The sequence below is a fragment of the Nocardia sienata NBRC 100364 genome, assembly GCF_001613205.1.
GTDB classification, from domain to species: domain Bacteria; phylum Actinomycetota; class Actinomycetes; order Mycobacteriales; family Mycobacteriaceae; genus Nocardia; species Nocardia sienata.
In genome coordinates this window covers 16,778-28,657 of record NZ_BDBX01000045.1, presented here as the reverse complement: position 1 = coordinate 28,657, position 11,880 = coordinate 16,778, and the positions used below count along the sequence as shown (strand labels likewise).

The following is an 11,880-nucleotide window of genomic DNA, read 5'->3' as shown; positions in this document are numbered from 1 at the left end:
GCCGATGATTGCCTTTTCCGCTATCTACTACGCTCACCCGGGTGAGCAGTATCCAGGTCGCGGACCAAACCTTCCTCGCCGCTCCCGGCGCCGCGGTGGCGGCCGCGCTGGCGGGCCCGGGGCACTGGCGGCGCTGGTGGCCCGATCTCGAACTGGACGTCCGGGAAGATCGTGGCGACAAAGGAATTCGCTGGTCGGTGTCGGGTGCGCTGTCGGGCACCATGGAGGTGTGGCTGGAACCGTCGCTGGACGGGGTGATCCTGCACTACTTCCTGCACGCCGAACCGCCGCAGCCGCTGCCGCCGCGCAAACTGGCCGCCGCCAACCGGGCTCGCCGGGTGGCGGGCAAGGTGATGTCGTTCGAGATCAAGGACCGTCTCGAAGACGATCGCCCGGCCGGAGTCGCTCCGCACGACAACTGACGGATTTCGTACCGTATCGCCGAAAGGAACCCCTGAGACCCAATGGCCGACCGGACCCAGAGATCGATCGTCATCGCGGCACCCGCGCGGCAGGTGATGTCAGTTATCGCCGATCTGGCGTCCTACCCCGAGTGGGTATCGGCGGCCAAATCGGTGGAAGTCCTGGAGACCGGGCCCGGCGGCCGGGCGCGTACCGCGCGCTTCGTGCTGGACGCGGGCGTGGTCAAGGACACCTATGTGCTGTCGTATACCTGGCAGCCCGACGATCTGGCCGTGAGCTGGACGATGGTGAGCGGTGAGCTGCAAAAGGCCCAGGAGGGCCGCTACGAACTCATCGAGCAGCCCGGTGGCGCCACCGAGGTGCGATATGAATTGACCGTGGATCTCACGATCCCGATGATCGGCATGTTCAAACGCAAGGCGGAGAAGGTGATCACCGATACCGCGCTCAAGGAACTGAAGAAACGGGTCGAAGGCTGACCGGGCCGCAGCGCTCGGGAGACGATGCCCGCGGCGGCGGCCGACCCGCCCGCGGCGCCCGGTCGCGCACGCGGGTCGAAATGTTCGTCGGCAAGGGCGGTGTCGGCAAGACGACACTGGCGTGTGCACGCGCCATGAGTTGTGCCCGGGCCGGGCAACGGATTCTGGTGGCCTCGCTCGACCAGGCGCATTCACTGGGTGACGCGCTGGGATTCCGGTTCGCGCACGATCCGGGCGCCGTCCCCGGGATCACTCAGGTCGTCCCGGGCCTCGAGGTGATCGAACTCGATTCGCTGGCGCTGCTCGAGGAGCGTTTCGGCGCGCTCACCGAATTGCTGCGCACCGATCCTGGTCACGATCACGGTTTCGATCTGGCGGCCCTGGACCCGGCCGAGCTCACCGGCCTGCCGGGAGTACAGGAACTGCTGATGCTGGTGGAGATCGCCCAGTACGTGGCCGACGACGAATGGGACGCGATCGTCCTGGATTGCCCGCCGACGGCCGATATGCTGCGCATCGTCACCATGCCCGAGACGGTGCTCGGGTATCTGGACCGGGTCTGGCCGCCGCACCACCGCATGATGAGCTCGATCGGCACCGATATCCGCCGGGCCGTCCTCGCGGCGACCGTAGCGCGGATCGTCACCGCGGTCGGCGAGGTCCGGGATCTGCTCGCCGACTCCGAGCGCACCAGTGCCCGGCTGGTCACCCTGCCCGAACGCGTCGCGGTCGCCGAATCCGCCCGGGTGCGCTCGGCGACGGCCCTGCTCGGTTTGCGGCTGGACGCGGTGGTGGTCAACAAGGTGCTCGCCTCGGTGCCGCCGCCGGGGCCGGAGCCGCAGCATCCCGCCGTGCGCTGGTATCTGAACCGCTGTGCCGAACAGTGGGATGTGATCTCCGGGTTGCAACGGTCGATGCCGGAGGTCCCGATACTCGTCGCGGGGCACACCGGCGCCGAACCGGTGGGGCTGGGCCCGCTGGCGGCGCTGTCGTGCGTGGTCCCGGAGCCCGATGTGACGCCCGGGAGCGGATACGACGGTGTCCGGCTCGACAGCGGGGGCGTGGTGCGCGACGATCCGGATCCGGACCCGGCGCCGGTACCGGGCGAGGGCACCGCGCACGCCGCGCCCGCGGTGCGGTTGGAATCGGGTGCGGGGTTGCACTCGGTGTACGCGATGCGAATTCATCTGCCGGTCGCCGATCCGGCGACCCTTCGCCTGGGACGAGTGGAGGACGATTTGATCGTGGGAGCGGATGGCATCCGCCGCCGGCTACGCCTGGCGCCGGTCCTACGCCGCTGCACCGTCAGCACCGCCGAGCTGGACAACGGATACCTCGTCATCCGTTTCCGCCCCGACCCGCAGGAGTGGCCGCAGTGACCGGAACCCGCTATCGCCAGCCCGAGGGCGTCGCCGAATTCGTCGACGAACTGCGGCTGCTCGCCGAAGCCGTGCTGGAACGCGTCGAACCGGTCCTGCGCGACGCGGCGGCCGGGGGGCAACCCGAGTGGAACAACTGCACCTGGTGCCCGCTGTGCGCCGCGGCCGCACTGGTCCGCGGCGAACATCACGAGGTACTGGCCACGGTGGCCGCGCACGGCACCGCGATCGTCACGGTGCTGCGTGAGGCCCTCGCCGGTGTACCGGTGGATCCGGTGACGGCGCATCGGCACGGGCCGGAAAGCGATACCGCGCATGAGGATTCCCACCCCGGCGCGACCGGAGCCGACCCGGCGCCCGGGGACACCGACGGAGCCGGTGGTCCCGGCGCGGCGCCCGGCGGCACCGATCCCGTGAATCCGCCCGGCGGCCGCTCCGCGGATGCCGGAAAAGCGCGCTATGTCGGCATACCTGTGAACATCAAGCAGTGACCGGCTCCCGCCCCGGTGCCCCGCTGACCGTCGGTATCGATATCGGCGGCACCAATATCCGCGCGTCGGTGGTCGACGCCGCGGGCGAGGTCCTGGACACGGTGCAGTACCCGACCCCGCATTCGGCGGTCGCGCTGGAGGCCGCGCTCGATCGCGCGGTCCGCGAACTCGCCGACCGGCACACGCTCGACGCCGTCGGACTGGCGGTCGCCGGTTTCATCTCCCAGGACCGCACCACCGTGCGCTTCGCCCCGCATCTGCCGTGGCGGGACGCGCCCGTGGCGAAACGGCTCACCGACCGCCTCGGCCTGCCGGTCCTGCTCGAACACGATGCCAACGCGGCGATGTGGGCCGAGTACCGCTTCGGCGCCGCCGCCGGCGGGCACAACGTGGTACTGGTGGCGATCGGTACCGGAATCGGTGCCGCGCTGCTGCTCGACGGCACCCTGTATCGGGGCACTCACGGCGTGGCCCCCGAACTCGGGCATCTGCAGGTGGTCCCCGGGGGACGCGACTGCGGATGTGGGAAGCGGGGCTGCTGGGAGCGGTATTGCAGCGGGACCGCGCTCGCCGAAACCGCTATCGAACTGCTGGCCACCGAAACCGCGCCCTCGCCGCTGGCCCGGGAACTCGTCGCCGACCCCGGTGCGGTCACCGGGCGCCGCATCGCCGACGCGGCCCACGACGGTGACCCGCTCGCCGTCCGGGTGATGGCCGATTTCGCCCGGTGGCTCGGGCTGGGACTGGCCTTCGTCGGCGATATCTTCGACCCCGACCTGGTGGTCATCGCCGGTGGGGTGAGCAGTTCGGCGCCACTGTTCCTCGACGAGGCCCGCGAAGAATACGCCGCGGCGCTCACCGGCCACGGCCACCGGCCGCTGGCCCGGATCCGGACCACCCAGCTGGGCGAGGCCGCGGGCATGATCGGCGCCGCCGAGCTCGCCCGCTCCGCGCTCATCGCCGGAGTCCACGACCCGGGCTCCGGCTCGGAACCCGGAAAAGAATCTCGTCACGTTCACGTAACCGAAACGCACTGGTGAAATCTCGGCAGCGAGTATGCGTGACATTGTTCGCGGGGCTTTGATGTGATCTGTGACCGGCGGTAGAGTCGGCGTGGCGAGGCATTCCCCCAAATTCCATCCCGGTTCTCGGAGTAAGGACGTCATGTTCTACTGGCTGCTTAAGTTTGTGCTGCTGGGTCCGTTCATCCACCTCTACAACCGACCAGAGGTGGAGGGCGTGGAAAACATCCCGGCCGAGGGCGCGGCCATCATGGCGGGGAACCATCTCTCGTTCGCGGATTGGCTTTTCGCTCCGCTGTCGAGTCCACGCCGGATCAACTATCTGGCCAAGGCCGAGTACTTCAACACCCCCGGCCTCAAGGGGCGGTTCCAGAAGTTCTTCTTCAGCGCCTCCGGCCAGTACCCGATCGATCGCAGTGGCGCCGATGCCGCCGAGGACGCGCTCAACGCGGCACGCAAGCTGCTCGACGAAGGCCGCCTGGTCGGCCTCTACCCGGAAGGCACCCGCTCTCCCGACGGCCGGTTGTACAAGGGCAAGACGGGGATGGCCCGGCTGGCCCTGGAAACCGGGGTCCCGGTGATCCCGGTGGCGGTGATCGGTACCGACGAGGTGAGCCCGCCCGGACCGTTCCGGTGGCGGCGGCGCAAGGTGACGGTGAAGTTCGGTAAGCCGATCGATTTCTCCCGGTACGAGGGTATGGGCGGTAACCGGTTCGTCGAACGCGCGGTCACCGACGAGGTCATGTACGAACTGATGCGGATGTCGGGCCAGGAGTACGTGGACGTCTACGCCTCCAGCTTGAAGAAGAACGTGCCCTCGGGCCCTTCCTCCCATCTCCCGCGCATTCCGGAGTCCGCCGCGAGCTGAGTGCGACGCGTACCATGGTCGGATGACGGTTCGCGCCAAGATCTGCGGTATCCGGTCCCGATCGGACCTGGAGACGGTCGTGGCCGCCGGCGCGGACGCCATCGGTTTCATCTGCGGGACAACCCATTACAGCGAAGATGCATTGACGGCCGAGGTGGCCGCGGAACTGTCCGCGGCTACTCCGTCGTTCGTGAACCGGGTCCTGGTCACCCATCTCGAGGAGGCCGGCGCCATCCTCGGGCTGGCCGACCGGGTCGGTGTGGACACCATCCAGGTGCACGGCCTCGTCGATCGCGCGACGCTGCGGGCCGTACACGCCGGGGCACACGGGCGCACCATCGTGCGCGCGGTCCATGTGACCGGCGCGGACGCGGTGGCCCGGGCCCGCGAGATCGCGGCCGACTCCGACGCGGTGCTGCTCGATTCTCGGACCGCCGACCGACTGGGCGGGACCGGCCACACCCACGACTGGTCGATCAGTGCCCGGATCGTCGGCGAACTCGCCCGGATCGGGCGACCGGTGATCCTCGCCGGGGGCTTGAACGCCGACAATGTGGAGCAGGCGATCGCCGCGGTGCACCCCTTCGGTGTCGATGTGAACAGCGGCGTGGAGACCGAGAGCGGGGACAAGGATTTCACGGCCTGCCAGGCCTTCGTCAAGACGGCACACGAAAGCGATCGGGGCCGGCCAGTTCCAGTCCCACCGCGCCGAGCACCAGAGCTCCAGCGAGCAGGGTCGCCGCGGTGATATCGGACCCCACGACCGCTGCCCCGATCATCGTCGCCACCACCGCCTCGTTGAGTCCCACCAGTCCCGCGACCACTTCGTCGAGGTCGCGCAGCGCCAGCCAGTAGCAGGCGAAGCCCGGGCCCAGGAGCACCGCGCCGATCCCCGCGAGGGCCAGCGCCTGGCCGGGCGTCGGTCCCGTTCCGGTGAACGCGGCGAAGCAGAGCAGCGGGGCACCCAGCACCGATGCCGTGAGCAACTGCAGTCCGGCCGCGGCGCCACTGGGCCGGCCCGCCGATTCCCGCACCACCAGCGTGATCAGTCCGGCCACACAGGCCGCGCTGGCGACCGCGAGGACACAGCCGGCCAGCGCCGGTCCCAGCGCGGTCCCCGCCGGTTGGTGTGCGGCCACCAGCCAGATCGCCGCGCCCACGGCCAGAAGTTCCGCCACGACGGCCACCGTGATCGCCCGCCTACCGCGCACGATCTGCGTGATGATCATCAGCACCGGCGCGGTGAGATGCAACGCCACCACCACGGGCAGCGGGCCGATATGCAGCGCGGCGACGTAGCACACGAGGTTCAAGACCTCGAGCACACCGAGCCGCAGGAACAGGCCGGGTGAGTTCCGCAGATCTCGCCAAGGGTCGGTGCCGCGCACCATCGCGAATGCCAGCAGGGCCACCGCGCCGCCGGCCGCGACCGGCGCCGCCGCGAAGCCCTCGGCGCCCACCCCGGCGATACCCGCGCTGGAGGCGCCCCACAGGCTGGTCGCCGAGACCAGCAGGGTCAGGCCGCGGCCGGTGCTCTTCACGAGAGCAGGAAGGTCACCACGGGCAGGATCACCGCGGTGAACGCCGCGAACACCGCCGCTGCGGTCCGCGCCTTGGGCACCGAGGGTAACCGGGTCGCGATCCCGGTATAGGTGCCCAGCGCCACGAACAACGTTCCCCACACAACCAGTGACCGGCTCACCACGACACCGAGTTCGTCGGCGAACAGCACGGCCAGCACCGCGATCGTGACTCCGGCGGGCAGCGCCGCGGCGAGGGTCATCGCACCGGCGTAGTTGTTCATCAGCACGACGGCCCCCTGGTACCCCACCACTTCCTGCGCGTCTCTGGGATGCACACCCTGTTCCCGGCAGATCATGTCGAACACCGTGGCGGGGTTGACGCGCTCGTCGACCATGCGGCGCACCGCGGTCATCGCCTCCAGCCCCTGCACCGTCGCATAGGAGGTCACGAAACCTTCGGTCGAGGTGCGGAAACCGCCACGGGCCGCTGCCAAATCCTGGGTCTCCTGTAGTTCCAGCAGTTCCACCAGGCCGCGGCGCACCCCGGGATCGAAAACCGTCCGCTCGTCGGCGGTGACCACCGCGCATATCGCGAGATGCAGGCTCAGATGCCGCCAGGTGTCGGCGACCTCGCCGCGGCGGAACGGTTCCTCCTCCACACGCGCCTGTCCGCGCCGCAATCCGTCCAGCATTCGTTCGACGGTCAGCGCCCGGACACGGTCGACCCGTTTCCCACCCACCACCGCGATCTCCGGCCGGGACAGCACCAGCGCGGCGTGCGCGCAGGCGTACATCGGCTGGATCCGCGGATCGTCTTCCAGTAGTAGCGTCACCACGAGGGAGGTGCCGTGTAGCAATGCCTCGGCGGCGGTTTCGTCGGCGATGGCCAGATCCGCGAGCGCGTGCAGTGCGGCGGTGGTGGCGGTCAATGAGACCGGCCCCACCGGGCCGGACAACCGCCAGCCCCGCGTCTGCGGGTCCCGTTTGGACTGTAGTTCCCGCAGACACCCCACCACCGCCGGATCGGTGGGTGCGACACCCAGGCAGCTCAGCGCCCGCAACCGCCACGACAGGTCGATCGGCGACCGGAACTCCCAGGCCCCACTGTCGGTGTCCACCACATCGCGCCGCACCAGGGCGCGCACCTCGTCGGCTCGCGGCACCGGACGTCCCGCGGCGGTGAGTGCGACCACCGCCTCGGCGGTATTCTGCGGATTCGGCGGCACATCGGAGACCCAGCCCCAGCCCGCGCCGCCGTGCCGGTCACCGAGCTGGCCCCGATGCAACCAGTCCACGGCCCACCCGATCCGCTGATCGATATTGGACACGCCGGCCTCCCTCCCATCCCTCGAGCCGTATTGCACAGGCGCTCAAGGACTTCGACCACCCTACCGCCCGGGCAGCGCGCGGACGGACATTTACGTCTACGCTGTGGACCGATGCACGGCGGCGGGAGACGTGCGGGCGGGGCCGGAGGGAGAATTTCGATGTTCAGGACATTGCTGGGCGCGCTCGGCGCCCATACCGCCGAGGTGGAGACCGAGTTGTCCACTCCCGGCGTGCAGCCCGGGCAGGCGGTGCACGGGATCATCCGGATGCGCTGTCACGATCGGCCGATCCGGGTGAAAGGCGTCGCGGTGGAATTGATCACGCGGGCCGAACGCGAATACAACGACGGCGAGGCGCTGGTGGATATGGCTTTCGCCCGGCAGCCGGTCTTCGGCCCGTTCGAACTGCTGCCCGGATATCCGCTGGAAGGCCGGTTCGAACTGCTCGCTCCATGGGAGACACCTCTCACCTTCTACAACGGCCGGCATCTGCACGGGACCGCCGTCGCCGTCCGTACCCGGGTGGACGTGGACGGCGGCTTCGACGCCACCGATACCGACCCCATCGGCGTGGGTGCGCTGCCGCCCCAGCACGTCGTGCTGGCGGCGGTGGAAGCCTGGGGATTCGGCCTGCGGCACGCCGATGTGGAGGTCGGCCGGGTGGACCGTATCCCCCATTCGCTGCCGTTCTTCCAGGAGATCGAATTCGGCCCCTCACCGCGCTTCCCGCGCCTGAACCAGCTCGAGGTGACCTTCCTGGCCGACCCGCACGGAATGTACGTCGTCATCGAAGCCGACAAACGCGCCGCGCTCTTCGCGCCCGGCCGCGATGTCATGGACGCGCTTCGGGTCGATTTCGCCACCTTCGAGCAGGTGGACTGGGTCGCGGAGATCGGCCGGCGACTCCAGCTACTGAGCTGAAACCCGCTCGCCCGGTGGTACATCGGTGAGCCGTCCTCTTCGGCACACCGCGCCCGGCGCGCCCATCTGCGGCCGGGTCGCTGCCCGGCCGCAGATGGGCGCGTCCGAATACCGAGGTGATCACCGCCGGAGCAAGCCGGTATCCTTCCGTCGAGGACGGCTGCGCGGCCGCCGGGGGCGGTATCACGAGGCTTCCCAACGACCTTCGGATACGGGAATGACGCGGAAGAGTTCGGGCCACAACAACATCGTGCGCGAGGTGTCCAAGGCGCTCGAGGGCGCGGTCGCGACCGGGGCCGAGGGCACGCAACGGGCCATCCGCGGTATATCCGCTCGCGTCGAGGGCGCGGGAAGTACGCATTCCCGGGCCTCCGAGCTGGCCCGGCGCGCAGTGGACGAGGACCACTTCGCCGAAGGCCCGGCGGACCGATCTTCGTCTTCGGTACCGAAGCGGCCGCCCACCCCGAACCTCGACCGGTTGCCGCGCCTCGACCGGTTGCTCGACCGCGGCCTACACGATCCGGATTTCGATGTCGAAAGCGCACTGAAGGGGCTGGAGCGGCAGTTCGGGCCGTACCACGTCCGCGATGTGAGCGCGATGTATGTCGAACGCTACGACGACGGCTACGAACAACTCCAGCTCGAGCTACGCGGTGACATCTTCGATGCGGACGGCAACCCGATCGGCGACTTCCACCGTCAGTACTTCCGGGACGCCGACGGCAGACTCGTTGCAAACCACGAAAGTTTCAAACTGCACGAGGACTACCGCGGCCAAGGCTTCTCCCTCGCGTTCTCCAACTCCATGGAGAACTACTACCGCCGCTCCGGGGTGGACCGGATCGAGATATGCGCTAGAGACGAGGACGGTGGTGTCGCCTGGGCCCGTGCCGGTTACGACTGGGATCCGGATTCGACCCGGTATCGGATATCGGTGGAGAATCTCACTGCCCGGATCGACGATATGATCTCGCGCACCGACGAGTTCTCCGCGGCCGACCGTGCCGAACTGGCGGCGCTCAAGGAGGGCCTCGCCAAGCCGTACTCCCTCGCACCTTCCCCGACCGAAATCGTTACACTCCAAGGCGCCGACGGGAAGCTCGGCGAAAAGCTGATGAGAGGTTCGACTTGGTACGGGATGAAGAAGCTGTGAGTCCGTCGGCGGCCGAGCGCGAATTCGTCCGGCAGCGGAGCAAGGCGACCTCGGACCATTTCGTGCAGTTCGCCACAGAACGCGGCCTGGACCTCGACGCCGACACCTGGCCGGACGCCGACCGCGCGGAATTCGACCGCCGGGCGCGCGAACTCTCCGCCGAGTGGCGGGCTCGCGCGGAGAAATTGTTCGGCTCCTGACCACCGATTCGTCCGTACGAACGCTCGGGCGGCGGGACTCGGCCGGGGTCCCGAAAACCCAGTATCGCCACCGCAGCCCAGCTGTGGTTAGCTTTCGTGCCATGAGCACGCCGCACATCGTTTCTCCTGCCGAGTACCTGCCTCGCGACACCGCCGATGTCGTTCGCACCGTGCGGAATTCCCGGGACCGCTCCAGGCCGCTCACCGTTCACGGGGGCGATCCCGCCACCGACGGCCTCACCCTGCCCGACCAGCAGACCGTGGTCTCGCTGCGCCGTATGAACGCGATCGTCGATCTCAATCTCGGCCGCCGTACGGTACGGGTCCAGGCGGGGGCGCGCCTGTCCGATATCGACCGGCGGCTCAGCGCGCACGGTTTGGGTCTGCCCGTGGTCGGCGATCACCGCGACATCACCGCGGGCGGGTTCGCCTCGGTGGGCGGGGTGAGTACGGCCTCGCACCGGCACGGCCTGTTCATCGACCAGATCGTCGACCTCGAGTACGTGGATACCGATGGCCGGATCGGCACCTGCGGACGGACCCACCACACCGAACGGTTCCATCGCATTCTGGGTGCCGGCGGCCGGGCAGGCATCATCACCGCGCTCACCCTCGACACCGTGCAGGTCGACAAGGACAACACCTGGTTGTCCACCGATTCGCACCGCTTCCTGGATTTCGACAGTTTCGTGGACTACGCCTACGCCGAGGTCACCCGCCCCCGGGACGCGGTGCTACAGGTGGGTCGCTGGGTGGATACCGCCCCGCTCAAGGTGTCCCGTCCGGTGATCGCGGGCCAGATGCAGCTCGGTACGGTGCGGTTCGGCCAGTGGTCCAGCCTCTACCCCACCGCGCCCACCCGCTCGCTGCGGGCCCGTCGCGAGGTCGGCAGCCGGGCCCGGAAATCGCTGGGCGCCATCGCCTCGGCGACTCCCGGTAAGGCCGGTATGCCGGTCCGCAATGCCGCCGCGGGTGCGGTGATGTTCACCCCCAAGGTCCTGACCCTGCGCGACGCCGAATATCTCGCCGATACGGTGATCAGTTCCTCCGAGCGCGGCCCGGCCTACCGGGTGGGCGTTTTCGCCCCGCTGTCCAACTACACGTCGGTGTTCTACCGGCTGCACGATCTGTTCAACGGCCACCGGGAACGTACCGGCTGCTTCACCGTGATCTCGGCCATGACCTACGGGGTGCGCTCGCCGTACCTGCGGGCCGAATCCGCCGCCAATAATCTGCCCGCCGCCGACCACGGCCTGATCACCTTCACCTGCCGGCTCCGCCCGCACGCTCTGCCGTCGGAACAGCTGCGCGATATCGTCACCGGTATCGAGGAGATCTGCCGCTCGGAGAACAGCATTCGCTACGAATCGGTCGACTGAGCTGTGTCCATCTGCCCCGCCTTCGGCGGGGCGGGACCGCCGACCATCCGGAGTAGTCGGAACGTGTTGCGGGCGTGTGCCCGGCCGAGCCCAGGCGGGCCCGCAGCACCGTAAGTACTCAACGGTCGCCGCTCCATCGACGGCAGCCGCCCCGCGCACGTCCACGCGCTCTGGAGCCGAGGCGGGCGGCCACGGAAGACACGCCCAACACAGGAGAAACCCCGCTGCCCGGAAGGTCAGCGGGGTTTTCGTCGTGCGGGTGCCGGCGCCGCAGGCGCCGCCACCGGCTCAGTGCTTCTCTGGGCCCAGGTAGTACTCGAAGACCAGGCCGCCGGCGGCGGTCAGGACCAGGATCACACCGACTCCCAGCAGCCACGGCTCGAAGAAGGCGAACCCGAGGGCCGTCACCGAGGCGGCACCGGCCAGCAGGATGGGCCAGAAGCTACCGGGCGAGAAGAAGCCCAGGTCTCCGGCGCCGTCCACGATCTCGGCGTCTTCGTAATCCTCCGGGCGCAAGTCGAGCCGGCGGGCGACGAAGCGGAAATAGGTCCCGATGATCAGCGACAGACCGGCGGTCAGCACGATCGCCGTGGTGCCGGCCCATTCGATACCTGTCCGCGATTGTGCGGTGAAGAAGCCGTAGACGACGCCCACGAGAATGAAGAACACCGTGAGCAGTTCGAACAGCCGTGCTTCGATCCTCATCTCAGATCA

General features: G+C 68.9%; 14 protein-coding genes. 11 read left to right on the top strand and 3 right to left on the bottom strand.

The features are described from left to right. The first annotated feature begins 41 nt into the window (after positions 1–41). The 7 genes from NS4_RS23355 to NS4_RS23325 all read left to right on the top strand — a co-directional run bounded on the left by NS4_RS23355 (position 42) and on the right by NS4_RS23325 (position 5,410). Positions 42–422, top strand: a complete 381-nt coding sequence (locus tag NS4_RS23355) for a hypothetical protein (RefSeq protein ID WP_063061647.1) — start codon at positions 42–44, stop codon at positions 420–422. Positions 423–464: 42 nt separating this feature from the next. After that, positions 465–902, top strand: a complete 438-nt coding sequence (locus NS4_RS23350) for an SRPBCC family protein (protein ID WP_063061646.1) — start codon at positions 465–467, stop codon at positions 900–902. A gap of 80 nt (positions 903–982) precedes the next feature. After that, positions 983–2,281 (top strand): ArsA family ATPase, encoded by a 1,299-nt coding sequence (locus NS4_RS23345; RefSeq protein WP_084487627.1) that lies wholly within the window; start codon positions 983–985, stop codon positions 2,279–2,281. Continuing rightward, positions 2,278–2,772, top strand: a complete 495-nt coding sequence (locus NS4_RS31655; protein WP_084487629.1) for a hypothetical protein — start codon at positions 2,278–2,280, stop codon at positions 2,770–2,772. Before NS4_RS23345 ends, NS4_RS31655 begins: the two co-directional genes overlap by 4 nt. Next, positions 2,769–3,812 carry an ROK family protein gene (locus tag NS4_RS23335; RefSeq protein ID WP_084487626.1) on the top strand — a complete coding sequence of 348 codons (1,044 nt, stop codon included), beginning with the start codon at positions 2,769–2,771 and terminating at the stop codon, positions 3,810–3,812. The genes NS4_RS31655 and NS4_RS23335 overlap by 4 nt, the downstream gene beginning before the upstream one ends. A 124-nt stretch (positions 3,813–3,936) precedes the next feature. Further along, positions 3,937–4,662: a lysophospholipid acyltransferase family protein gene (locus NS4_RS23330; protein WP_063061645.1), complete on the top strand. Its 726-nt coding sequence runs from the start codon at positions 3,937–3,939 to the stop codon at positions 4,660–4,662. Between the two features lie 22 nt (positions 4,663–4,684). Next, complete coding sequence (locus NS4_RS23325; protein WP_084487625.1) at positions 4,685–5,410, top strand: phosphoribosylanthranilate isomerase; 726 nt, start codon at positions 4,685–4,687, stop codon at positions 5,408–5,410. Here NS4_RS23325 and NS4_RS23320 read toward each other — a convergent pair. Both NS4_RS23320 and NS4_RS23315 read right to left on the bottom strand, forming a co-directional pair. Next, positions 5,319–6,203, bottom strand: coding sequence for a DMT family transporter (locus NS4_RS23320; protein WP_063061644.1), 885 nt, complete (start codon positions 6,201–6,203; stop codon positions 5,319–5,321). The two genes, NS4_RS23325 and NS4_RS23320, sit on opposite strands and share 92 nt — an antisense overlap. Beyond that, positions 6,200–7,513 (bottom strand): hypothetical protein, encoded by a 1,314-nt coding sequence (locus tag NS4_RS23315; protein ID WP_063061643.1) that lies wholly within the window; start codon positions 7,511–7,513, stop codon positions 6,200–6,202. Before NS4_RS23315 ends, NS4_RS23320 begins: the two co-directional genes overlap by 4 nt. Positions 7,514–7,672: 159 nt before the next feature. Here NS4_RS23315 and NS4_RS23310 point away from each other — a divergent pair, with 159 nt between their 5' ends. The 4 genes from NS4_RS23310 (at position 7,673) to NS4_RS23295 (ending at position 11,166) form a co-directional block, all read left to right on the top strand. Beyond that, complete coding sequence (locus NS4_RS23310; protein ID WP_063061642.1) at positions 7,673–8,434, top strand: sporulation protein; 762 nt, start codon at positions 7,673–7,675, stop codon at positions 8,432–8,434. 217 nt (positions 8,435–8,651) lie between these two features. Beyond that, positions 8,652–9,587 (top strand): hypothetical protein, encoded by a 936-nt coding sequence (locus tag NS4_RS23305; RefSeq protein ID WP_063061641.1) that lies wholly within the window; start codon positions 8,652–8,654, stop codon positions 9,585–9,587. Further along, positions 9,584–9,787 (top strand): hypothetical protein, encoded by a 204-nt coding sequence (locus NS4_RS23300; RefSeq protein WP_063061640.1) that lies wholly within the window; start codon positions 9,584–9,586, stop codon positions 9,785–9,787. Before NS4_RS23305 ends, NS4_RS23300 begins: the two co-directional genes overlap by 4 nt. Before the next feature lie 101 nt (positions 9,788–9,888). Then, positions 9,889–11,166 (top strand): FAD-binding oxidoreductase, encoded by a 1,278-nt coding sequence (locus tag NS4_RS23295; RefSeq protein ID WP_063061639.1) that lies wholly within the window; start codon positions 9,889–9,891, stop codon positions 11,164–11,166. A 288-nt stretch (positions 11,167–11,454) separates the two neighbouring features. On the opposite strand, the gene NS4_RS23290 is transcribed toward NS4_RS23295, so the two are convergent. Next, entirely contained in the window at positions 11,455–11,871 is a 417-nt protein-coding gene (locus NS4_RS23290) for a cytochrome c oxidase subunit 4 (RefSeq protein WP_063061638.1), read from the bottom strand. Between the last annotated feature and the right edge of the window lie 9 nt (positions 11,872–11,880).